We start from the raw sequence: 23,622 nt of genomic DNA on the forward strand, positions 1-23,622 counted from the left end.
ACTTTGATAGTCCACTATTCAAATAATCCAGTACTGCTTGGAGTTTAAGCTCCGCAGAGTAACTTCGATAATGGGTCCGTACTTCTAGGCCTTCATATCCGTGAACCTCATAACGACGTCTCCATTTAGCAAGAGTTGATTTAGAAATACCGTATTTTTTCACTGCAGCCTTAACTCCGATATGTCCCAGTCTGATTTCTTGAATAATGGCAAATTTCTCTGAGGCACTCCGCTCTATTTTTCTGGACACAAAAAATGCTCCCCTCACGAAAACAGGTTTTATTATTTCACCTGTCTACCGTAAAGGGAGCATATCAGATTTCAAGTCCTGAAGGAGACAGCCCCCTGCTCTTTATTATTCTTTAATCACCAGCTTCAGCGGTGCCGGAATGACCTCCTCAACCTCTTTGCCGGAGGTGACATCCACGGCGGCCTGTACAGCCAGCTGACCGATCAGCTCTGGCTGCTGCGCAACCGTAGCCGTTAGCTTGCCGGCCTCAATGGACTTCAATGCATCGTCATTGCCGTCAAAGCCGATCACCATAATGTCCTTGCCCGAGCTTTGAATCGCTTCAATAGCTCCCAGCGCCATCTCGTCATTATGAGCGAAGACCGCCTTCACATCCGGGTTGCCCTGGAGCAGATTCTCCATAACGTTCAGTCCCTTCGTCCGGTCGAAATCAGCAGCCTGCTTGGCAACGACATCCAGCTCCAGGTCAGCTACATCATGAAAGCCCTGACCGCGTTCGCGGGTAGCGGACGCTCCCGGCACTCCCTCCAGCTCAATGACCTTCGTGTTCTTGCCCAATTCTTTTACAATATGCTCTGCCGCCATCTGGCCGCCCTTTACGTTATCGGAAGCGACGAGCGCTTCCACCTCACCCTGGTCCGCGGAGCGGTCAAGCGTGATCACAGGAATGCCGATGCTGTTCGCAGTCTGTACTACGGTCGAAATGGCCGCCGAATCGGTTGGATTAATGAGCAGGACATGAACGCCCTGCTGGATCAAATCATCCACGTCATTGCTCTGCTTCGCAGAGTCGTTCTGCGCGTCGACGACAATGACCTCCATCCCCTGCTTGGCGGCCTCCTCTACAACACCATCCTTTAATGAAACGAAGAAGGGGTTATTCAGCGTAGATACGGACAAGCCAATCTTGAGATCCTTCACATCGCCGCTGAGCTTGGGCTTGGCCCATTCAGGCGGCTCCATGGAACAGCCGGTGATGAACACCAGCAGGAGCGACAGGAGAAACAGGTTCGCTTTTTTCATCGGGAATTTCCTCCTTACACCGTTTTCTTCCGGTCGAGCAGAACGGCTATCGCAATAACAACGCCCTTGACGACCATCTGATAAAATGAATTGACGCCCAGCAGGTTCAGGCCGTTATTCAGCGTTCCGATAATCAGTACGCCGATTAATGTACCCACAATCCGGCCTCGACCTCCGGTCAGGCTGGTGCCGCCAAGCACTACGGCTGCGATGGCATCCAGCTCATAGGAGGTGCCCGCTGTCGGCTGTGCCGAGTTCAGACGGGACGTCAGGATCGCTCCGGCCAGGGCGGACAGCATGCCTGCCAGGGAGTAAATCATAATTTTTACACGAGATACCTTGATACCGGACACAATGGATGCTTTCTCATTACCGCCAATGGCATAGGTTTTGCGTCCGAAGGAGGTCTTGTGCAGAATGATCCACAGCACGGCGAAGGTAAGAATCATGGTAATCGCCGGAACCGGAATGCCGAGCAAGTAGCCGCGTCCAAACAGCTGGAACGGAAGGCTGTCACCAAGGCCGGTAATCGGGTTCCCCTCGGTATAGACCAGCGTGAGTCCGCGGAATATGGTCATCGTCGCGAGTGTAGCGATAAATGGAGCCATTTTGCCTTTCGTAATGAGCAGGCCGTTGACCGCACCCATGATCCCCCCGGCTGCACAGCCGATAATAATGGCGAAGATCGGGTCCACGCCTGCGACCATCAGATTGGCAACGAGTGCGCTGGAAAGCGCCAGGATGGAGCCTACGGACAAGTCGATACCGCCGGTCAGAATTACGAATGTCATCCCGAATGCGATCAGGGCGTTAATAGATACCTGACGCAGCAGGTTGAGTATATTCAGCGGCTCAAGAAAGCTTGGGTTCATGACAGAGACGATCACAATCAGGATGATCAGTCCGAGCAGCGGACCGAGCTTCTGGGTGAATTGGCCAAGCTTGAAGTTTCTTTCCGCTTTAGGTTCATTGAGGGTTGTCATGTTACTGACCTCCTGTAGCTAGTGTCATAATCTGTTCCTGGGTAGCTTCGCTGCCCTTCACTTCTCCGGCAATCCGGCCTTCATGGACGACCAGAATGCGGTCACTCATGCCGAGCACCTCCGGCAGCTCCGAGGAGACCATCAGGATGGCAACCCCGCGCTCGGTCAGCTCGTTCATCAGCTGATAGATTTCACGCTTCGCGCCGACATCCACCCCGCGGGTCGGCTCGTCGAGAATGAGGACACTCGGGCCAATCCCGATCCATTTGGCGATGACCACTTTCTGCTGGTTACCGCCGGAAAGGCTGCCAGCCGGCGTTTCAGTCGTATGCGTCTTGATCTGCAGCCGCTTCACGAGCGTATCCACGAACTCCTGCTCCTTGCGGGTGGAGATAAAGCCCTTTGAGGAGAAGCTGAACAGATTCGGCAGCGCCATATTCTCGCGGACTGAGAAATCCAGTACGAGGCCCTCATCCTTCCGGTCCTCCGTAATCAGGCCGATGCCATGCTTTACGGCATCATCGGGCTTGCGGATGGACACCTTTTTGCCGCGAATCCACACCTCACCGCTGCTCAGCGGATCGAGCCCGAAGATGGCCCGCATCATCTCGGTGCGGCCTGCTCCCATCAGCCCGGATACACCGACGATTTCTCCGGCTCTGACCGAGAAGCTGACATTCTCAAACCGGCCTTTGCCGCTGATGCCCTTGACCTCCAGCACGGTTTCGCCTGGTGACGGGCTGCGCGCCGGATAGCGCTCGGTCAGCTCCCGGCCGACCATTTTGCGAACGACCTCATCAAAGCTGGTGTCCGGGATGGGCTTGGTGTCCACGGTTTTGCCATCGCGCATAACGGTAATCCGGTCACACACCGCGAAGATTTCCTCCATCCGGTGGGAGATGTAGACGATGGACACACCCTGCTTCTTCAAGGAGTCAATGACCTCGAACAGCTTGCGGATCTCCCGCTCGGTCAAGGCGGCGGTAGGCTCATCCATAATAATGACCTTGGCTTTCGTCATCAGCGCTTTGGCAATTTCAATCATCTGCTGCTGACCAACCGAGCACATTCCCGCCTCCTGGGAGAGAGGAATGCTGACCGACAGTCTGGAGAACTGCTCCTCGGCCATGGCCTTCATCTGCTTCTGGTTCAGTACCCCGAGCCGGGACGTAATCTCCTTCCCGATAAACAGGTTGTCCAGCACGGTCATGTCCGGCCAAATGTTCAGCTCCTGATGGATAAAAGCGATTCCATAATCCTCCGCCTCCCGCGGGCTGGAAAAAGCAATCTTTTGCCCGTCAATCGAAATGCTTCCCTGATCCCGGCTGTGAAGGCCGGTCAATATATTCATCAGCGTCGATTTACCGGCGCCGTTCTCACCCATCAGGGCATGAACCTCTCCCCCGGTCAAGTCAAAGTCGACACCGGTCAGCACCTGGTTTGTGCCGAAGGCTTTATGAATGTTGCTCATCTGGATATGCATAATGGTTAATCCTCCTCTTATCCAAAATGAACGCCCGACTGCAAAATACAATTCGCATAGGGTCTGGCTTCCCCGGTTCGGATGATAGCCTTCGCCTGCCGGGTCAGCTCCTTGAATTGCTCATGTGGAACCTGGGATAGGGTACTGTCCGGAAAGGCTCCCTCTATATATTGCATGGTTTCCATATTTACAGAATTTATCTCCTCAGCGACAATAACGCGTTCCACCACCATGTCCGCCGCCACGGCGCTCACGACGTCCTGAAAGCCCGGAGTCCCTTGCGTCACCGCCAGGTCAATCTTCAGCACGCCCGGAGGCACCGGGAGCCCGAGATCGGCGATGACAATCAGATCGGTATGGCCAAGATCGGCCAGCACCTTCGCAATATGGCTGTTCACCATGCCCTGCTTCTTCATCTTAAAGGCTCCCTTCGACGTCGCTGCGCTGCGGCATTCCGCCTTGAGCGCCAAACTTGGTTACCGACAGCGCTGCTGCCCTGTTGGCAAACCGGAGGCTGTCCTGCAGACTCTGACCTTCCGCGAGTGCAGTGGCTAACGCCCCGTTAAAAGTGTCTCCTGCCCCTGTGGTATCTACCGCTTCGACCGCATAGCCGGGCACGACAACCTCCTGCTCTCCATCAAAATACCGGACGCCCGCTTTGCCCTCGGTAACAATCAGCTTGTTCGGATAGCGCCTCAGCACCTCGCCAAGCGGCATTCCCTGGAACAGGATGGCTGCCTCATGCTCATTCGGCGTAATATAAGCGGCACGCTCAATGACAGACGGCGGCACCGGACGTGCCGGAGCGGGGTTCAGCATCAGCGGCACGCCGTACTCCTGACACAGCTCGCTCACATGAACGACCGTCTCTTCCGGAATTTCCTGCTGAATCATGACGATGTCTGCATCCCGGATCGCTGCGGACGCCCGGTCCACATAAGCCGGAGTGATGCAATCATTCGCGGCTTTAACGACGACAATGCTGTTATCACCTTCCGCGAGCACAATATGTGCTGTACCGCTCTCCATACCTGTAACCGGTTCCACATAGTCCGTATGAATCCCGTTCTCCTTGAAGTTATTCAAAATGATCTTACCTAGATGATCATCCCCGACACAGCCGACCATCGTGACGTCTGCTCCCAGTCTGGCCGCTGCAACGGCCTGATTCGCTCCCTTACCGCCGGGCACCGTCTTGAAGCTGTCGCCCAGCACCGTCTCCCCGGCACCGGGGCGCTTGCTGGAGGTGACGACCAGATCCATTGAGGAGCTGCCAATTACCGTTATTCTTGCCATTACAATTCCACCTTTCGGGTTGTCTGCCGCTCGATAAAAGAGACTGCAAATTGGATATTTCTGCGTTCTACATAGGCTTCCTCGATCAAGGCAATGATCAAATCTGCCGCCGCCCTGCCCATCTCATAGGCCGGCTGATGAATCGTCGACAGGGAAGGGGTTAACAACCGGCTCAGCGGAATGTCGTCAAATCCGATGATCTGCACATCCTGCGGCACCTTCTTCCCAAGCCGTACAGCCTCCTGCAAGACAGCAAAGGCTACAATATCATTACTTGCAATAATGCCATCACTGTCCGGATATTGCCGGAACAGCTCCTGTGCCCACGCTTCTGCTTCTGTAAAAGAGAACGAGTCTGTCTTCAGCACCTGATAGGATGCTCCCAGCTTCTCAAGCTGCTCCGCCGCTCCCTCATAACGGTCCATGGCTGTCCTTACAGCAGCAGGTCCCTGAATAATGACGATTCGGGCGCTTCCGCGCTGAACCAGCTCCCGGGCAGCCTGCCTGCCGCCCTCTCTGCCGTCTGCATAGACGCTCGGGCTGTCATTCACAGTCCGGTCCAGAAACACAACCGGGATCTTGAGACCTGTATACATTTCATGGTCAGGCGCATGGGTTGAAGAAATAACACCTACCACATTATTCTGCAAAAAGGTTTGAATATATTCCGTTTCCTTCTCCCGGCTTTCATCACTGTTGCCGAGAATAACCCGGTAGTCCTGCTCCTGCAGCCGATCCTCGACCCCACGGGCAAGCTGGGGAAAGTACGGGTTCGTGATATCAGGGAGCAGCAAGCCGATCAGCTTGGATTTTCTCTTGTATAGAGATCGTGCTACCTCATTGGGCGTATAATTCAGCTCCCGGACCGCATCCTCTACTCTGCGCCGGGTATCTTCATGAACGTAACCGCTCTCGTTGATGACCCGGGAGACGGTTGCTACCGACACCCCCGCAGCCTGAGCCACTTGCTTGATCGTTGCCATCCTTGTTATCACTCCGTTTATAAGCATGTTTCATTCCATAGGTACATGTGTCGTTACAAGCACGCTTCATCATACTAATCTCTATGTAACCCGTTACACACTGTGCGAAAGTCAGTCTGTAACCGGTTACAGGTATAAGTTAACACAATTGTTTTCTTGATGCAAGCGTTTCATTGATGGAAGATTCAACCTCTATTGGATCGATAGTTATGTGCTTTTTGCGGAACACGGGCTGCCAAATATGAAGCTTCGTGCAAGAAAATGCTACTGCACTCCCTATACTTTGTGGTAAGATATTGATATTTGAGTAAAATGTCGGCTTAAAATTGACATTATTATTAATATTGTGACTTTATCGCAAAAAGCCGAAGCCGGAATGCTATAATTGTAAAGCACACGAATATTCTAAAATGGAAAGTGAGCAGATGATGATAAATAATAGATCACAGGCGAACCTTACACTGGAGTACAAGCCATTCTCCAAAGCTCTAGGCGAAACCGTCAAAACCGGAATTATCCGCTCCAATATGATCGCCGTGTTTACCGGCCTGTGCATGGCGCTTTATGTTTATGATGCCTCCATTGCGGAGCACTGGCTCGCTATTCTCGCCTCCCTGGTCGGCTCCTCCTTCATCATTGGAGCTGCAGGTGCCTTTAACAACCTGTATGACCGGGATATTGACGCGGTGATGGAGCGCACCCGCAACCGGCCTACGGTCACCGGACAGGTGGACACCCGAACCGGTCTGGCGCTGGGGATCTTCCTTACCGTTGCCGGAACATTGCTGCTGCTGTTTGCCTCACCGATGGCTGCCTTGTTCGCACTCCTCGGCCTTTTTCTATATATGATTCCCTATACGATGTGGACGAAACGCCGCACCGTCTATAATACCGAAGTCGGAAGCATTTCCGGCGCAGTCCCCCCTTTGATCGGCTGGTCGGTCATTTCGCATGACTATGCCCATGCCGGAATCTGGGCACTCGTGATTACAATGATTCTCTGGCAGATGCCCCACTTCTACTGTATCGCCATCCGGCGCTTTGACGAGTATAAAGCGGCGGGTGTCCCGATGCTGCCTGTGGTGAAAGGGATTAAACGCGCCTATACGCAGAGTAATGTTTATCTGGTCCTGCTGAGCGCGTCCAGCTTCCTGTTCTGGTCGTTCAGCCCCATCGTAGCTGTCATTGTCCTGCTGATTAACCTGGCTTGGCTGGTGACCAGCTTCAAGACCTATAATCCAGCGGAGCAGAAGGCCTGGGCTACGAAGATGTTTATCTTCTCCATTCAGCACTTGATTCTCGTGTACCTCGTCATTGTGCTGTACTCCCTGATTGCTAAAGCGCTACTCTAATGACGGACAGGCATACAAAATAAGCTCATCCTGCAGTTGATGCGGGGATGAGCTTATTTTAGTGGGCATCATTTAATTAATCGTAATCCCTGCTCCGGCATAGCCGACGACCAGGTTTATCAAGCTCAAGCCCGATGCTGTTGCCTCAAAGGCCAGCAGCAGCCGATCCTCAGCAGCAACCGGAATAGCCAGCCCGGAATTCAACCCGTTGCTCGTCGTTCCAACCGCAACCGCACCCGATAAAGACGGCGCCAGCGTTACGAAGCCTCCCGGAATCGCGACAAAGGTGTTGCTAGGCGGCGAGGCTCGATACAACTGCGCTGTAATGGTGACCGTGCTGCCGATCAGGTTCAGGGCAACGGTCGTACTGAAGAAGGCCGCAATATCGGTAATCGTCCCTGCACGCGGAGCCGAGAATGCAAAATTCAGCAGGTTGCCGCCAACACCTGTCAAATCTATAGTTCCTCCAAGCACACTGACTCCGGCGACCGAGCTCCCAAAACCAATTAAGCCGACCGTGCCTACAAGACCGCCTGCAACCGTTGTCAGTGCTACAGGCAGCCCAGAAGCGTATGGAATGACTGCTCCGGCGCCTGCCGCTCCGGTTGCTCCCGTAGGTCCGGTAGGTCCTGTCGGGCCTGTTGCTCCGGTAGTTCCTGTTCCTCCTCCGGTTGCAACGGCACCTAATACACTTTCCAGCTTGTGCTGCAGCAGCATTTCCTTCTTCAGCAATTCCTGCATGGTGCTCTTCACGCTGGAGTCTACCGCAATCAAATCATTTATCGTTGAAGGCACAGTAAGTCCCGGCAGTGTGCCGACCGCGTATTGAATTTTTTCAGCCTCGGCATTAATGATGTGTCCCAAACCTAATTCTTCAATAGCGATGGAAGCAAGAAGCAGATTTAACGCATCATCTCTTGTGACCGTGATACTCGGCGTCACATTGGGGATATTCGCTTGCGACAAGGCCAGTCACCCTCTTTCGATAAGATATTTACGCTATACGGTATGCTGCATCTGTCCATCAGGCTTGAGCCATTGTCCATACTAGCCAAGAAAAATGCTCGCAGCAGTAATAATCCGCCTGCTGTAAGACATAGGTATAAGTGCTTGCAGTATACGGTTATGGTACCCGAAGAAAGAGGTGAACCGCTTGTCACAGCCCAGCCTCTCTAATGCTCCTGATTCCGCTGCCAACGTCAGCATTACCATTCATGAGGCCGAAGCTTTATGTCTCACCGCCATTGCACTAACCGAGCTCTCGCTAGCTCACGTTATGCATTCAGAAGCGAAGAAGACTCAACGTCTGCTGGCAGCATACCCCCAGCATGAGAAGGTCCAATCCCGGGAGCTGTGCAGGCTCCTCCTGAATGATACCGCGTCTCTGGACATGATGCAGAGCATTATTAAGCAAGAGATGCTGCTGCAGTCCAGGGTAGAAAGCATCGTGGAGCTTTACACAGAAAGAGAGGTGATCAAGCATGTCCATGCCCAACATTCCGGATATACGTCCTGAAATCACATTGAAGAGGAAAGAAGCGATCAACCTGCTGCTGTCCTCCATCGCTCTGGAAGAGATCGGATTGTCCCATATCATTAACGCCGAGGGCGAAAAAATCCAGCGCTTTGTAAAAGACCACTGCGTAGATCTGGAGGACATCTTAAGAATTAACCGCAGTGTCGAGCTCATGCTCCGCAATGTGATCAAGAACCAGATGCTGCTGCAGTTCAAGCTGGAGGATGTCATGCAGCTCGATCTCAAAGAGCATACAGACTATGATGACGACTGCTATCCGGAGGAGTAGTACAAACGATCAGCTTAGTAACCAGGAGGTCATATTATGCCGTTCGATCCTTCCCTCCATGAGCCCGGGCACTGGGATGAGGCGGTTTCGAAGCTGCTGACATCCATCTCCGCCGAGGAGGAAGCTCTCGCTACACTGATGAACGCCGAAGCTCAAAAAATTCTTGCCTTTATTCATCAGGATCCCGCCCTCTCTAATGCACCTTCCAGCCAAGAGTACATTCAATTCAATCATGCCATTACGAGAATGCTCGATACGATTCTGATGACGAAATGGATGCTTATGAAAAAAATGGATTCCGTATTGTTTTATCAGTCCTCTGAAAAAGAACTTAAAGAATCGGGCGGGGCCAGCACGGACCAAAAGCGGATGCCGGAATACTGGGATGAGCTTGCCCGGGACGAAGGCATGGACTATTAAACCCTTCTTTAAGCTTCGTAATGGTAAGGTGGGGAAGTCATTGAATGATTCTCATCACAGGTCGCACTACACCGCTTCTGTTTACGCAGGAGCCATTCTACGCTGGGTCGGGCTCTATGCCAACAAAGCCTCGGCGCTTCATGAGCAGGATCAAGTCATTGCCGTTCGCATCAGCACCAGGCAGCTGGGCTTGCTCGAACGGCTTCTAGATTTACATGCTGATCATGATCTTTCCAAGCAGGAGAACCCTGCTTGGAATCAGGAGCAGCTCCTTGAATTAACGACTCTCTGGAGTCAACTAACCAATGATACGGGTCTGCTAAAGCCTTGCAGAGCTTCATGGATCTCCATTCAACAAAAACTGAATATCCCGGCGGCAGGCGCTAAGCCCAAGTTAAGCTCACCCTCTTCCGCCAAGCCCGCCAAGCAGAGCAACACGAAGAAAAGATCAAAGGCAAGGCCTAATCCCAAGCCTCCTGCAGCCCTGTTTATATCCACCCTTGGAGGACCATCCAAAAAACACAATCCGGACCGGAAAGAAGAAGCTGCGTTCATGGCCATGATAGGTTCAAAAAAGTATAGTATCAAATATTAATCTGATGGACAGGAGCGGAAGAAAATGTCTAAGCCTACTTTCATTCAAGTCGCCGGCAATACGTATTGCTGGTCTGGAAAATACGCGATCGGAGGATATCTGAATCCCTCAACCCGCGAAGCCCATTTGATTGACAGCGGTCCGGATTTTAAGACGGCCGAGCTTATAGAGCAGGATCTCACGGATAAGGGATATACTTTAAGCAGCATTCTTTTAACCCATGCTCATCTGGCGAGTGCCAAGGGAGCCTCTTATTTGAAAGAGATGCATCCCTATCTGAAGTGCTATGCTTCCCCTCTCTCGGCTACCATTGTTAACGATCCCGGTGCCAGTGCAGTGATGAACATGCTAGATTATGCCCCGCAGCAGCAGGATGCCAGAGCGGAAATTCTCGTAACAGAGAGCATCCCTTACCATGACGGCGTGTTTTTCATTCAGGGAGTCAAGTTTTCATTTGTGACCTTGCCCGGGCACTTTCCGGGAATGTTCGGTATTCTAACCCCGGATCAGGTTTTATTTTGTGCCGACGCCCTGTTTGGAGCCCGAACCTTGTCCAAGCAGAAGCTGCTTATGTTTACGGACCCCGGTAACGCCAAGCAGTCCCTTCAGAAGCTTAAATCCATCCGGGCCAGCCACTATGTGCTGTATCACGGAGGGCTGGAGAAGGATATAAGCAGCCTGATTCAGCAAAATCTGCAGTGTCTCGATGATATGTATCAGCAGATCCAGGATATCATCAAGCATTACCAAGGCCAGACCTTTGATATTATTGTACAAAAGCTCATGCAGCGCTATGGCATTGATGACCATGAGGACCATTACGAGCTTGTAAGAGTGATCGCACGCTCTAATATCAACCAGCTGCTGAAAGAAGGCAGAATCCGTAAAAAGGTCGCCGGAGGCATCCTGATGTACAGTACTGAGCAGCCTGTTTACGATGGGGCCCCTTCTCTGTAGCTTCATGGAAGGGGCTTATCATACTGGGTATCCAGGTTCAATGACCCGCCTTATCCTGCATCATCTGCTTCATAAAATGATAATTGTACATAATAATAGGATGCTCCGGTTGATAGCTTCTTGCTTGTTCGTTGTGGAAATAAGCCTCGTCGAGCTTACCCATACAGCTGTAGGACAAGCACAGCTTGAGATGAGGAATCCATGTTGAATACGCTTCATTCACGAGAGACATATGCTCCTTAGGCAGCTCATAGGAAAGCGCCTGCTCAAACCAGTACGCTGCCGTACGATATTCACGCTTTTCCAGCAAATGCTCCCCGAATGCACAGCAAAACTCCGGCCGGGGCTGATCGTATTCCAGTGTCTGAAGCCAGGATTGCAGCGATTTTTCCTTCTGCCCCAGCTTTTGATAACAATCTGCTTTACGCATGCAGGCCTGAATTTGGTCCTCCACCCACCCCTGCTGCTTCAAGAAACGGTCATAATATTGTATGGCTTTCTCATGCTGCCCGTGCTCGCTTAATTCGTTACCGAAATAATACATATCTCTTGAGGAAAAAGGCAGGTTCTCCTCTTCGCGCTTCAGATATATCCTCAGATTGCGGTCTGAATGGCTCTTCATCTTCCCATGAACGATTGCTGGAGAAGCGTGATAGATGTTGCCTGACACCTCCAGATATTCATGCACCGCTCCAATCCATGTAAAACCGCGGTCTGAGCGCACGATCCGATTACGGCGAAGAGAGGACGCAGCGCCCCCAGAGGGATTCATGCTTAGATAATAGGGCAGTGTTACACTGTCAATGTCCTCAGGAAGCTGCTTCAATGCAAGAAAGGCCTCTTCGTCGCCTTCCTTCAAGTAATCATCGGCATCCAGCCAGAGAATATATGGCATAGTGGCGAGGCTGAAGGCATAATTCCGGGCCGCAGAGAAATCATCGATCCATGTGAAATCGACAACCCGGTCTGCAAAGACTGCCGCAATCTCCTTCGTCCGGTCTGTGGATCCCGTATCAACGATAATGATTTCATCTACCAGGCGGTGAATGGAGCTTAAGCACCGCTCCAGCACCTCTTCTTCATCCCTGACAATCATGCATAGGCTGATCTGAATCATGTCCTCTCCTCCCCATGAAAGCTTCTTTATTTCCCAAGCCCTGTACGCACATCAAGGCTTGGGATCTTCCGTGATCTCGGGATGCTCGGCGAGCAGCAGCTTGATGTCATCACAGGCCTCTCTGGAAGTTACCAGAATACCATGGTCCGTAGCCACAATCATCAAGTTTGACACACCTATACATACGACCGGAACATCCGTCAAATTCATGGCGGTAACAGCCTCGGTGCCTCTCCGGTAAACCTTGCTTTCAAAATGCGGGTGGCCCATCGTATCGACCAAGCGATCCAGACTTCCGATATCGGTCCATCGGCCATGGAACGGGACTACTACAATATCCGGGGTTTTCTCCAGCACTTCGTAATCAAAGCTGATGGCAGGCAGGCTGCTATAGCCTGCCTGGCAAGCTGGATAGCTTGCGGGATCCCCTTTGCTCTGTACATATTGCTTCATAAAGGACAAGCGAAAGATAAACACTCCGCTGTTCCACAGCGCTCCCTCTGATATGAGCTCAAATGCCCGGTCCAGAGCCGGCTTCTCGACAAACTGCGAAATGCCATAAACCGGTCCTGCCGGATGAGCGGTTTCAAGCTGTGGAACAATATAGCCGTACTTTCCGGAGGGTTCGGTCGGCTCAATTCCAAGCAGGGCAATGTTCACTTGACACCAGTCCAGCCGCTGCGGCATGGCAGCCAGAAGGTCCACGAAATCTTCTTCTATATACAAGTCGGCAGGACAGAAACAGACCAGCTCATCCTCTGGCAGCTTCAGCTCATCCAGCAGATACAGCGAGCTCAAGCATATACTGGGAAAGGTGTCCCTTCTTTCCGGCTCGACAATGATGCGGGGACCCCATGGCAGGCAGCTGGAGATCTGCTCTTCATGCTCCGCCATGGAGGATACCAGCACATCATCAGGGCTGAATTTCTGCAGCATCAGCCGGGCATTTCGGGCGAGAATCGCTTCCATATTCCCTGCTTCGTCCTGAAACAGAGGAATAAATTGCTTGGGCACCGACGATCTCGATAGCGGCCATAGCCTGCTTCCGGTACCTCCCGACATAAATACGACCTTCATGAGTCATGGCAGCCTTTTTTCAGTTTCAGCTCCTCCTTGACCCGCCTCAGATCACTCTCCACCATCATCCCTGCCAGCTGCTCGATGCGGGTTCTGGCCTTCCACCCCAGCTGCTGCTGTGCTTTCGAAGCATCACCGAGCAAAATATCGACTTCAGCAGGCCGATACAGCTTCGGATCCACCTGTACATGCTGTTTCCAATCCAGATTCACATAATCAAATGCCATTTTGCAAAAATCCTGCACGGATGTCGTCTGGCCGGTCGCAATCACGTAATCATCCGGCTGGTCTTGCTGCAGCATCAGCCACATCGCTTCTACGAAATCGCCGGCAAAGCCCCAGTCTCTCTTGGCCTCCAAATTCCCCAGCTGAACCTGATCCATGAGTCCGCAGCTAATTCTGGCCACGGCATCGGTAATCTTCCGGGTTACGAACTGAATGCCCCTTAACGGAGATTCATGATTAAACAGAATGCCGCTGCAAGCAAATAAGCCATGGCTTTCCCGGTAGTTTACCGTCATCCAGTGGGAGAACAGCTTGGCTACACCATACGGGCTTCTGGGATAAAAAGGCGTCCCCTCCGTTTGCTGCTGATGCTGGATTTTACCAAACATCTCACTGGAAGAGGCCTGATAGAATCGGCAATCCGGTCTCACCAGACGCGCAGCCTCCAGTAAATTCAAGGCTCCCAGGCCTGTAATTTGAGAGGTTAGAATAGGCTGATTCCACGATGCCCCTACAAAGCTCTGGGCCGCCAGGTTATATATTTCGTCCGGCTTATAGACCTCCAGCAGCTTGATGACCGAGGAAATATCCACGACATCTCCTTCTACAAGCTTGACCTGATCCAGAATGTTCAGCTCCTGTAACCTCCACAGGTTCGGAGTGCTTCGCTGCGGATGCATTCCGATGACCTCATAGCCTTTGGATAGCAGTAATTGAGCCAGATAAGCTCCGTCTTGGCCGGTAATTCCCGTAATGAAAGCTGTTGTCATCGTGGTCCTCCTTCAATAGGCGTATGTGTATTAAACATAATTTGTTTACTTTATGCGCAGCAGGCGCCTGGTGTGCGGGATATCGTAAGGCCTATGATATGAAATCAAGGTGGACAAAAGAAGGTGGACAAAAGAAAGAAATGGCTTGCATCTGTCGTACAATGCAAGCCATTATGAACGTAATTAAAGAGGATCTATTTAAGTTCCAATGACCGGATTTCCAGGAGAAACTTGAATCAGGTCCAGCACATTTTCAAACTTGAATTGCAGCAGCATTTCTTTTTTGATGACATCCTGAAGTGTTCTTCTGACACTGGAGTTGACGAGCAGCAGGTTGGAGATCGTAATATCCCCTGGAACGAGCGTGGACGTGGTTGGCGTCAAGGTTCCCAGAACGAATTGAAGCTTCTCAGCCTCGGCATTAATAATGTGAGCCAGGGCAAGCTCCTCCAGAGCAATGGAAGACAACAGTAAAGGTACCGTCTGACCCAGTGTGATACTAATGCTCGGAGTAATATTAGGGATATTTGCTTGTGACATAACTCTACACCTCACTAATTTGTTTTTTTACATGGTATGCCGGTCACTGAAAACCGGTATACGCTTTTGTCCCGTGTCAATTGCCGTTTCTATGGCACGATCGCTTGAGTCTCCTCCACGGTTTGCACAGGCGCCGTTTCATTCGAGGTCACCGTTGATGTATTACTCAGCACACCGCTTACCAGAGACGTAACTAAACCGTTGAAGGTAATTACTCGAACCTCACCCGGCAGCAGGGTACCTACATTACAAATAACTGTTCCACCTACAGGCAGGCCTACAAGAACACAGTCCGCAGGCAAGGACAACACATTAAGTGTAAAGGTTGGGCCAAGCGGGCCTGCAACCGGCGGGAGCGTATCCGTCACAATAACATTCGTGGCTGTACCAGGACCCGTATTCGTTACAGTTATCGTGTAGGTGAGCACGGTAGGGCCAAGAACAATCACCGGATCCGGATTATCGGTTTTTTCAATCGTGAGCACTGGAGGCGGTGGAGGGGGCGGTGTTACAATCTGGATAAGGTCAAGCACATTTTCAAACTTGAACTCAAGCAGCATTTCCTTCTTGATGACATCCTGAAGTGTTCTGCGTACGCTCTGATCTACAAGCAACAAATTCGATACTGTCACGGTCGCCGGAGTCAGTGCTGTTGCAGCAGGGCCTAAGGTCCCCAGAACATATTGCAGCTTCTCAGCCTCCGCGTTCATCAAATGAGCGAGTGCAACCTCTTCCAAGGCAATGGAGGAAAGTAACAACGGAATCGTTTGATTGATAGTAATACCGACACTCGGCGTAATATTGGGTATACCCGCTTGTGACATATTTTCACCTCTTTCACTGTGGCAGTTGTAGCCGTTGTGGAACTACACCGCATTATATTCCTCTTCTGCGAAAATGACTTGGCGTTTGCCTAGAAAATTAATTCAATTTCATCTTCAGCTTGTTTAAAGCCTCTATCGACTCGGCATGCTGCGGGTAGATCATTAGCGCCTGCTCATAGCACTTTTTCGCCTCTTGGTTATTTTTCAGGAGCTCCTGACACATCCCCTTATAATGCCAAGCCTGAAAGCTTCCCAGACCCTTCTGGGTGAGATGCGCCAGATTGGAATCCCCGATCTCAAGGCACTGCTCAAATGCCTCCAAGGCCGCTTCAAATTTCTTCAGCTGCATCAGTACAACGCCCTTGTAAAACACAAGATCCACATAATCCGGATACAGCATAATCGCCTTTTCAATCGCGGGATATGCACCATCATAGCTTCCTACACTGATCAGAATGGAATACTTCAGTTTGTACAGCAGCGAAGGCGGAGTCAGCCTGTTGCTCAGAAACAACACAATTGAGCGGTTGGTATGCTGAAAAGACTCGTTCAGCTTCTTCAGCCGGTAGCACTCGGACGCCATGTGATAATGCAGCCAGGGGTCCTCTGGGTTATCGGACAGCGCCTGTTGCAGCAGCTGCAGATTTCGTTTGGCTTTATCCTTCACCTGAACCTGTGACTCCAGATAACCGTAGTGCCATAGCGTTACCGTTGCATTGCTCATACGCTGAAGCATCTGACTACCGCTGCCGAACACTTCTTCCACATTGAGTGCCTCATGAATTTGGTTGCGGAATTGAAATCCGATGCCATTCCGGAACATTCGGGGATGCGAGATCTGGATAATATGATGATCATCCACTTCAGTGCCGTAATAATTGTTCAATTGAAAAGAAAACAGATCATATTCCTCAGTCATGGCCAGCTGCTTCAGCAGCTCTCCTCCTTCGCCGAGCTCTTCATCGGCATCCAGCCAGAGAATCCATTGTCCGCGGGCTTGGTGCAATCCGAAATTTCTAGCCTCTGCAAAATGCTCATTCCATGTGTAATCAAGCACTTTCGCACCATACTCCTTACAGATCGCCGGCGTTTCATCCGTTGAACCGGTATCTACAATGATCATCTCATCCACATAGGGGCTCACGCTGCTTAAACATCGGCCGATACAGTCCGCTTCGTTTTTGACAATCATACAAAGCGAGATTACAGGCGTCTCCACAATCAGTTCCTCCTCCTTTTAGTGTTATTTAGTTTATGTGCTGAATAACCATGAAGTGTAGATATTCGGAAATTAGCTCCCTAGTGTGATGAAGCGGCACTTCGGCTGCCAGCCCGATCAAAACCAAAAGAAGGTGAAAAACCTGTGAGTAGAACCCTGAGCATAACTTGGGAAGGTGACTTCTCCAAAACCAACAGCCTGGCTCTAGTGAATGCCCATATCTATGAGCAGCTGGTGGAGGATTCCCGCTTTCAGCTGCATCGATTTCCGGAGGATCGGCCTGATCCGGCGGAAATCCATATCTCCCACTTATGGCCGCCCAGACTGACCAGGCCGTCGGGTGCAGAGTATTGGATCAGTATCTTGCCCTGGGAATTCGGGGCCGTCCCGGTCACCTGGTATATGTCCATGAAATATGATATGGATGAGATCTGGGTGTACAGCCAGCACAACAAGAACAGCTACATAGCATCCGGCATTCCGGGAAACAAGATTCGTGTGCTGCCCTTGGCAGTGGACCCGGACATCTTCAAGCCGGAAGAGAAAGAAGAGTCCTCTGCCTCTATAGACACTTCCTTTCGCTTTCTGTATGTTGGCGGCAGCATTGCCCGGAAAGGCTTTGATATTCTGCTGGATGCGTACCTGGAGGAATTCAGCCCGGAAGAGCCCGTCAGCCTGATTGTGAAGGATCATGGAAACACCACGCATTATCATGGAATTTCCATGCAGCAGCGCGTGCTGGATACCAAAGACAACCCGCAGTCTCCGCAGATTCTTTATACCGATCTCCACTTAAGCAGCCAGCAATTAGCAGACCTGTACCGAAGCTGTGACTGTGCGGTGTTTCCGTTTCGGGGAGAAGGGTTCGGCCTTCCTATTGCGGAGGCTGCTGCCTGCGGCACTGCAGTCATCGTGCCGGACCAGGGGCCTGCCTCTGAATGGCTGAACCATGATGAGGCTATATTCGTTCCCTCCAGGCTGTTTAGACATCCGGAAGCGAAGATTGGGGATTTGGCGACACTGGATGAACCCACCTGGATTGATATTGACAAAAAAGCGCTGCAAGCTGCCATGAGATATGCCTTTCAGCATCGTGATGCCATCCATTTGAAGGGCAGGCTGGCCAGCAGCAACATACGCTCCAGCTACACCTGGCAGCAGACTGCTTCCCTGGCAGGCCGCTATATCCTGGATCTCTGGTCCCGGCAGTTTGCCTGGTGCGGTCCATCTGCAGAACAGCAGCTTCGGCGGGAGCTGGCAGCTGTATCCGCCTGCAGCCAACGGGAACAGGAGGTCAAGGCTGAGGGCCTGCTGGCCGCCCTCGTCCAGCGGTTTCCTCACTATGCCTCTCTTCATATGCAGCTAGCCTCAAAATATATTGCAGCACGCCGGTTTCTGCAGGCGATATCCCTGCTCGTACCCATTACAGAACAAGCTTCAGAGGAAGGACAGTCCCGTTATTCCGACTTGACGGATGAAAGCATCGGGACCGCCTGGATGCTGCTGGCTGTCTGCTATAGTGAAATGCAGTCCTGGTCCCTCGCTATTCACGCCTTCAATGAGGCCAAGAAGCTTCATATTCCGGTGCATTCGTTACAAATCCCTTATTTTCAGGTGGCTGTAAGAGCGCTCCGGCTTCTACTCGGGGAGTTGCATAAGGAGATGGGGGAAACGTATCTTGATCTCAATGCCGATGTGAACGCGGTAGAGGAGTTTCAGAAAGCCCTGGACTGCACTCCCGGGATGGAGAAGGCCGTGCAGCGTCTAGAAGAAGTGAAGGAGCTCAGAGAAGCCGGAGCCAAGAAGGTCTCATCGTTATTTACCAATAATGGTCGGCTCCTCTCGGCGGCAAAAGGGGACTGCGGTAAGGTTCAATGGGTCTGGTCTTCGCATTCGGAGGTTTCTTCAGACATTCAGCCTTTATGGGAGAAGGCCGCCATGTCGTGGTTTCATCCCGGTCAACAGGTCCTCTGGGTGGAGGCCGGAGAGTCGCTCGCGGAATATGACGCCGCAAGCGTATATGCTTCTGTTGTCCTGCTGCTGAGTGAGGGCATAGACACCCAGGAGCTTATTGACTGGACCACTTGGTGCTCCAGCCGCGCTGCCGCTGGCAGTACGCTCATCGTATACCAGGGTCAAGCCGCTACCGAGTCATTTAGCGCGGTATGCTCGCTGCTGGAATATGGCATCTGGAGCCTGAAAGGCCAAGGCACCCTTCATGACCCTGAGGATGGCCGGCTGAATGCCTACAAAGCATTTCAGCGTGAAGAGATTGGTATTCACTGGGACTGCCCGTTCTATAATGCGACTGGATATGCTTCGGAGCAGCGGCATTTTATCGAGAGCCTGAAACCGCACCCCTACCTGATCAAGGTCCGGGCTATGGATGCGGCAAGATCTGTACCTGAACCGCCGGAAGAGCAGATCGGGAATGCATACGCCGTATTCAAGCAGCCTCCGCTGGTTCACATGCAAGCCGCTCCTGCCCACTTATTCAGCATGCCCCGCGCCCCGATCAGCATTGGCCGGACCATGTTCGAGACGGACCGGATCCCGGCAGATTGGGTTCAGGTGCTCAATACATTGACAGAGGTGTGGGTGCCTTCGCAGTTTAACTTTGACACCTTTGTAGCTTCCGGTGTGGATCCTTTGAAGCTTCAGGTGGTACCCGGTGTGCTGGATGAACGAAAATATTCTCTTACTTCACTACAACGCTCAGCCATTCCAGGAGCCCGCAGCTTTGCTTTTCTTTCCGTATTTGACTGGAGCATCCGTAAGGGCTGGGACTTACTGCTTCGAGCTTATTTATCCAGCTTCACAGAGGAAGACGATGTCACTTTGGTGCTGAAGGTGAGCCAGATTAATGAGCCCAATGCTCGAATATCCCAGCTCATTGAACAGTTTACAAGGGAGCTACAGCTTCATTCTCCTCCGCATGTGCTAGTCCTCGATGCTCGCCTGACGGAGCAGGAAATGCTGGAGCTGTACGCTTCCTGTCATGCTTTTGTCCTGCCTACACGAGGTGAGGGCTGGGGGCGGCCCTACATGGAGGCTATGGCCTTGGAGGTACCGGTCATCGGGACGAATTGGAGTGCTCAGCTGGAATTTATGAATGAGCAGAACAGCTATTTAATTGATGTCGAGCGGTTAGTTGAAGTCCCCCCTTCCATGCCTGCTCACTTCAAGGGTCATATGTGGGCAGAGCCCAGCATCGAGCATCTGATCCAGCTTCTGCGCGATGTATATCGCCGCTATGATCAAGCCAAGCAGCGGGCGCAAATTGGAAGACAAAGCATTTTTCCTAAATATTCAACACAGAGCATTGGCAGGATCATCAACCGGAATCTAGAGCGGGTCATCACCCAATATTACGAAACCGAGGTGTATCATGAGCAGAGTTAGCGCCTATCTTGGAGATTACACGTATTTAACCCAACTGGAGGCCGGCCCTAAAATCTATGTCGATACCCGCGAGCTGTCCATGAGTGCCCATCTGATTGCTGACGGCTTCTGGGAGTCCTGGATTTCCAAGCTGTTCACCGCCTCCCTCTCTCCAGGAGCAACGGTTCTGGACATTGGAGCCAACTGCGGCTACTATTCGCTGATTGCTGCCATGCATACAGGAGCTGGCGGCAAGGTCCATACCTTTGAGCCTAACCCTTTTCACCACCAGAATTTATTAAAGAGCAAGCTTATTAACGGGTTCTATCATATGGAAATTCATAAAGCTGCGCTGAGTGATCAGGAAGGCACGCTGTCTCTGTATTCTCCAACCATGCTTACGGCTTCAGCCAGCATTATTGAAAGCCTGGTTTCGGCCATTAAGGATACAGATCCCCTCCAGGCCATTGAAGTACGCACGGTCCGGCTGCGGGATTACCTGCCTGACGTTGTTGCCGATGTCATCAAGGTTGACATCGAAGGCGCGGAGCCGCTCATCCTCGATGATCTTGTAGAAATTCTGGAACGTAAGCAGGGCTCCAAGCTGTTTATGGAATACAACCAGAAGGCGTGGGAGATGCAGGGCTATGACTGTCTCGCACTGCTGGATAAATTTCGAAGCAGGCAATACAGCATTTATATCATCGGCCACGATCAGTTGCTGACGCTGGTATCGCCGGAGGAGCTGATTCAATTGACCGCAAATGCGACTCATTTCGACTTGTTCATTACCAAGCCGGCCAGCGCGGCTGGCTAAGGCAGTTGCGAAGGGATTTATATCGTTTAAAAAAGGAGTCGCCATGGCAAGAATATCTTGCCATGCGACTCCTTTTACATCTTGATCCGCTATGCGTATATCGATCGTCTACATTAGAATATGATGCCCGTCTTGCCGACTACTTCCGCTTCACCGTATAGCCCTTGTCCTCCAGCAGCTTGATGATACCATGCTCACCCAGATAATGCGCTGCCCCGACGACAATGAAATACTCCTCATTCTTGCCGTTCCGGAGATAGCCATCAATCTTGTCGGCCATTCCAATGTTACGGTCAATCAGCATCGCCTGAACATACTCTGCATCCTCCGAGACGCTGTTTGTCAGCTCCAGCAGCTGCTCTTCGTTGCCCGTTTTCCACATTTGGGCCATCTGATTCACACTCTGGTCCAGTTGGTTGAACTGCTCCAGCGCAGTGTTCAGGTTGCGCTCCTGCAGCTCCTGAGAGAAGCCGTTAAACATGCTCAGCTGGGATTCGTAGGATTCAAGCTCCAGCACAGGAATGCTCTTCTCCATGGCCTTCTGAACAAAATACAGATCAATCCCCGCTGCAGCCTCATAGCCCGCCGCCGACGCCTGCAGGCTGCCCAGCGTGCTCTCTACCACCCACGGCTTGAAGACATCCAGTGCATCCGGCGCAATACCGCTCTGACGGAGCACTTCTCCCAGCTTGGCATACGTATCTGCGGAGATATGATCCTTCAGGGTGGTGCCATCCTGGTACATACCGAGCTTCATGATAAGCTGCTGCTGAGCCTCATCCGCCGCTTTGCTTACATCAATCTCGACGCCCAGATAGTCCGCCTCGGCAAAAGCTTCATCAAACTCCGGGCGCAGCGGATAGAAGCTCTCGTCCGCAATATGCATGGAGCCGACCAAATATACGGTATTGCCACCGCTCTCTACCTCCCACATAAACCCGCGGCCCGCAGCAGCCTGTACCGCCTCCTTGACAGAAGCCGTAAGAATGACCGTACGGGTCTTGGCATCCCAGGCTACCGTATAGCCGGCAGCCTCTCCGACCACCCGGATCGGAGCGTAGGTGACACCGTTCATCTTCAGAAGCTTGGCTTTCAGAATCTTAGAATCTCCGTCCGTAATAACGTAGATCGTATCCTCCGAAGCCTGAGCCAGCTTCGCGCCCAGCTCCTGCAGTGTCCATCTCAGCGGTACATACGTTGTACCCTTCTCCACCATCGGCTTGCTTGTGCTGTACTCCAGCACCTGTCCTTCCATGCTTACTGCCGGTGATACAGGCGCGGCGTAAGCCGGGGCTGCGGCCGTTGCCAGCAATCCGGCTGAGATCATCAGCGATAGCAGCGCCTGATTCCAATTCTTTTTCATCGGGTACGCTCCTTTTCCTATGTATCTTCTATTAGACCCTGCTATTTTACCATATCCTTCATCGTCTTTCATTTGGATGCACTGCCTTGCGAGCTATCGAAGTCTATCAAATTGTACGCATTGCCCGCGGTGATCATCCACGCTTTGTCTTGACCAGAAGCATACGATACCGAGAAAGGAGATGATCACTTATGCCTGCACAGTTTCTGGATTCAAAGACATCCCAGAATGCCAGCTACGCCAATTCCATTGCTATTCCGCTGTCCATCATAGGCGTCCCTCAGCTCATTGCCCAGCAGACGCTCGATCTTTCAGCCGGAGGAGCTGGTCTGACCCGGGTTGAATTTTCCGGTGTACTTGCTGTTCAGCTTCCACTGCTACCGGTAGCCACTACCGTAACCGTGTTTGTAACCCGGGGATTGACACCATCCGACACCATCGTATTCTCGGCTGCCCGAAGCCTGGATCTCTCAATCCTGGGTCCGCAATTAATTGCCTTCTCCGGTTCGGACTTCAATGCGCCGAATACGACAGCTGCTGCTTATTCTGTATTTGTAAGCACCACCGCCCTTGGCGTTACGCGTGTCGGACCGGAAAGCTTCAATTTCACCGGCACCTCGGATTAAAGTGAAAAGAGGAGGTCTGTACCATGGCGACCTTTACAACCAGCTTAATTACCAATACCCGGGCAACCGGAACTGCGGCTACGAACCTGATCGTTAACTCCAGAAACCTCGGCTCTTCCAGTGCCTCCATTGTAGTTGTCGTGTTTGGCGTTCCGGAGTCCACGCTGATTCTGACTCCCCTGTACGTCACCGGCTTTACACTGCCCGCCAATTCAGCAAACATCCGCCAGTTCTTCATAGCCGGCAATGTCTCTTATGAGGTTCAATACAGTATCACTTCACCGTTCAGCCAAGTCGTGATGTCCAGCTATGGCATCGATGAGTTCGGAAATCTCGTTACAGACCAGCGGGTGCTGCAGTCCGAGCTGACTCCAACGAACAGCTTGTCGATCCCGGTCTAGGATTCACCTCAAAGAGAGCAGGCGGCTGCAGAGCATCCTGCTCTCTTTCTCATGAAGAGACGATTCGCACAGGCATCTTCCTGTGGCTGCCGTATACTGTGCTGTAACTGAATGT

At 51.9% G+C, this 23,622-nt stretch carries 25 protein-coding genes; 10 read left to right on the plus strand and 15 right to left on the minus strand.

Annotated elements, in window-relative coordinates:
- The 7 genes from ACH6EH_RS02350 to ACH6EH_RS02380 form a co-directional block, all read right to left on the minus strand.
- Window positions 1–250: helix-turn-helix domain-containing protein (locus tag ACH6EH_RS02350; RefSeq protein WP_397330965.1), on the minus strand; the 250-nt coding region annotated here is incomplete at its 3' end.
- Between the two features lie 105 nt (window positions 251–355).
- Window positions 356–1,273: a ribose ABC transporter substrate-binding protein RbsB gene (gene rbsB, locus ACH6EH_RS02355; protein ID WP_208204206.1), complete on the minus strand. Its 918-nt coding sequence runs from the start codon at window positions 1,271–1,273 to the stop codon at window positions 356–358.
- Between the two features lie 14 nt (window positions 1,274–1,287).
- Entirely contained in the window at window positions 1,288–2,256 is a 969-nt protein-coding gene (rbsC, locus tag ACH6EH_RS02360) for a ribose ABC transporter permease RbsC (protein ID WP_138224417.1), read from the minus strand.
- A gap of 1 nt (window position 2,257) precedes the next feature.
- Window positions 2,258–3,739, minus strand: a complete 1,482-nt coding sequence (locus ACH6EH_RS02365) for a sugar ABC transporter ATP-binding protein (RefSeq protein ID WP_397330966.1) — start codon at window positions 3,737–3,739, stop codon at window positions 2,258–2,260.
- 17 nt (window positions 3,740–3,756) lie between these two features.
- A complete protein-coding gene (rbsD, locus tag ACH6EH_RS02370; protein WP_208204207.1) occupies window positions 3,757–4,155 on the minus strand; it encodes a D-ribose pyranase in 399 nt (132 codons plus the stop codon).
- Between the two features lies 1 nt (window position 4,156).
- The gene (rbsK, locus tag ACH6EH_RS02375; RefSeq protein ID WP_397330967.1) at window positions 4,157–5,035 is read right to left on the minus strand and encodes a ribokinase; all 879 of its coding nucleotides are present in this window, start codon (window positions 5,033–5,035) and stop codon (window positions 4,157–4,159) included.
- Window positions 5,035–6,018, minus strand: a complete 984-nt coding sequence (locus ACH6EH_RS02380) for a LacI family DNA-binding transcriptional regulator (RefSeq protein ID WP_138224409.1) — start codon at window positions 6,016–6,018, stop codon at window positions 5,035–5,037. The genes rbsK and ACH6EH_RS02380 overlap by 1 nt, the downstream gene beginning before the upstream one ends.
- 428 nt (window positions 6,019–6,446) lie before the next feature.
- Here ACH6EH_RS02380 and cyoE point away from each other — a divergent pair, with 428 nt between their 5' ends.
- On the plus strand, window positions 6,447–7,370 hold the full coding sequence (cyoE, locus tag ACH6EH_RS02385) for a heme o synthase (protein ID WP_397331241.1): 924 nt from the start codon (window positions 6,447–6,449) through the stop codon (window positions 7,368–7,370).
- A gap of 72 nt (window positions 7,371–7,442) precedes the next feature.
- On the opposite strand, the gene ACH6EH_RS02390 is transcribed toward cyoE, so the two are convergent.
- Window positions 7,443–8,336, minus strand: coding sequence for an exosporium glycoprotein BclB-related protein (locus ACH6EH_RS02390; RefSeq protein WP_397330968.1), 894 nt, complete (start codon window positions 8,334–8,336; stop codon window positions 7,443–7,445).
- A 187-nt stretch (window positions 8,337–8,523) separates the two neighbouring features.
- Here ACH6EH_RS02390 and ACH6EH_RS02395 point away from each other — a divergent pair, with 187 nt between their 5' ends.
- The 5 genes from ACH6EH_RS02395 to ACH6EH_RS02415 are packed head-to-tail and all read left to right on the plus strand — an operon-like array spanning window position 8,524 to window position 11,147.
- A complete protein-coding gene (locus tag ACH6EH_RS02395) occupies window positions 8,524–8,886 on the plus strand; it encodes an alpha-helical endospore appendage domain-containing protein (RefSeq protein WP_397330969.1) in 363 nt (120 codons plus the stop codon).
- Window positions 8,852–9,175 carry an alpha-helical endospore appendage domain-containing protein gene (locus tag ACH6EH_RS02400; protein ID WP_397330970.1) on the plus strand — a complete coding sequence of 108 codons (324 nt, stop codon included), beginning with the start codon at window positions 8,852–8,854 and terminating at the stop codon, window positions 9,173–9,175. Before ACH6EH_RS02395 ends, ACH6EH_RS02400 begins: the two co-directional genes overlap by 35 nt.
- Before the next feature lie 36 nt (window positions 9,176–9,211).
- Entirely contained in the window at window positions 9,212–9,595 is a 384-nt protein-coding gene (locus ACH6EH_RS02405; protein WP_397330971.1) for an alpha-helical endospore appendage domain-containing protein, read from the plus strand.
- A 40-nt stretch (window positions 9,596–9,635) separates the two neighbouring features.
- Window positions 9,636–10,190: a hypothetical protein gene (locus ACH6EH_RS02410; RefSeq protein ID WP_397330972.1), complete on the plus strand. Its 555-nt coding sequence runs from the start codon at window positions 9,636–9,638 to the stop codon at window positions 10,188–10,190.
- 24 nt (window positions 10,191–10,214) lie between these two features.
- Complete coding sequence (locus ACH6EH_RS02415; protein ID WP_397330973.1) at window positions 10,215–11,147, plus strand: MBL fold metallo-hydrolase; 933 nt, start codon at window positions 10,215–10,217, stop codon at window positions 11,145–11,147.
- 37 nt (window positions 11,148–11,184) lie between these two features.
- Here the strand turns inward: ACH6EH_RS02415 and ACH6EH_RS02420 are convergent, their stop codons facing one another.
- The 6 genes from ACH6EH_RS02420 to ACH6EH_RS02445 form a co-directional block, all read right to left on the minus strand.
- The gene (locus ACH6EH_RS02420) at window positions 11,185–12,264 is read right to left on the minus strand and encodes a glycosyltransferase (protein ID WP_397330974.1); all 1,080 of its coding nucleotides are present in this window, start codon (window positions 12,262–12,264) and stop codon (window positions 11,185–11,187) included.
- Between the two features lie 51 nt (window positions 12,265–12,315).
- A complete protein-coding gene (locus ACH6EH_RS02425) occupies window positions 12,316–13,341 on the minus strand; it encodes a sugar phosphate nucleotidyltransferase (RefSeq protein ID WP_397330975.1) in 1,026 nt (341 codons plus the stop codon).
- A complete protein-coding gene (gene gmd, locus ACH6EH_RS02430; protein ID WP_397330976.1) occupies window positions 13,338–14,336 on the minus strand; it encodes a GDP-mannose 4,6-dehydratase in 999 nt (332 codons plus the stop codon). The genes ACH6EH_RS02425 and gmd overlap by 4 nt, the downstream gene beginning before the upstream one ends.
- 198 nt (window positions 14,337–14,534) lie before the next feature.
- Entirely contained in the window at window positions 14,535–14,876 is a 342-nt protein-coding gene (locus ACH6EH_RS02435) for an alpha-helical endospore appendage domain-containing protein (protein ID WP_397330977.1), read from the minus strand.
- An 89-nt stretch (window positions 14,877–14,965) separates the two neighbouring features.
- Window positions 14,966–15,700 (minus strand): DUF11 domain-containing protein, encoded by a 735-nt coding sequence (locus ACH6EH_RS02440; protein WP_397330978.1) that lies wholly within the window; start codon window positions 15,698–15,700, stop codon window positions 14,966–14,968.
- Window positions 15,701–15,797: 97 nt separating this feature from the next.
- Window positions 15,798–16,919, minus strand: coding sequence for a glycosyltransferase (locus ACH6EH_RS02445; protein WP_397330979.1), 1,122 nt, complete (start codon window positions 16,917–16,919; stop codon window positions 15,798–15,800).
- A 144-nt stretch (window positions 16,920–17,063) separates the two neighbouring features.
- On the opposite strand from ACH6EH_RS02445, the gene ACH6EH_RS02450 reads away from it, so the two are divergent.
- The gene (locus ACH6EH_RS02450) at window positions 17,064–20,321 is read left to right on the plus strand and encodes a glycosyltransferase (RefSeq protein WP_397330980.1); all 3,258 of its coding nucleotides are present in this window, start codon (window positions 17,064–17,066) and stop codon (window positions 20,319–20,321) included.
- Window positions 20,308–21,117: an FkbM family methyltransferase gene (locus ACH6EH_RS02455; RefSeq protein WP_397330981.1), complete on the plus strand. Its 810-nt coding sequence runs from the start codon at window positions 20,308–20,310 to the stop codon at window positions 21,115–21,117. The genes ACH6EH_RS02450 and ACH6EH_RS02455 overlap by 14 nt, the downstream gene beginning before the upstream one ends.
- Window positions 21,118–21,256: 139 nt before the next feature.
- On the opposite strand, the gene ACH6EH_RS02460 is transcribed toward ACH6EH_RS02455, so the two are convergent.
- Window positions 21,257–22,480, minus strand: a complete 1,224-nt coding sequence (locus ACH6EH_RS02460) for a TraB/GumN family protein (RefSeq protein ID WP_397330982.1) — start codon at window positions 22,478–22,480, stop codon at window positions 21,257–21,259.
- 191 nt (window positions 22,481–22,671) lie between these two features.
- On the opposite strand from ACH6EH_RS02460, the gene ACH6EH_RS02465 reads away from it, so the two are divergent.
- Entirely contained in the window at window positions 22,672–23,106 is a 435-nt protein-coding gene (locus ACH6EH_RS02465) for a hypothetical protein (RefSeq protein WP_397330983.1), read from the plus strand.
- Between the two features lie 23 nt (window positions 23,107–23,129).
- Window positions 23,130–23,507, plus strand: coding sequence for a hypothetical protein (locus ACH6EH_RS02470; RefSeq protein ID WP_138224377.1), 378 nt, complete (start codon window positions 23,130–23,132; stop codon window positions 23,505–23,507).
- Window positions 23,508–23,622 lie beyond the last annotated feature (115 nt).

Source organism: Paenibacillus sp. JSM ZJ436, from assembly GCF_044383795.1.
GTDB classification, from domain to species: domain Bacteria; phylum Bacillota; class Bacilli; order Paenibacillales; family Paenibacillaceae; genus Paenibacillus_AQ; species Paenibacillus_AQ algicola.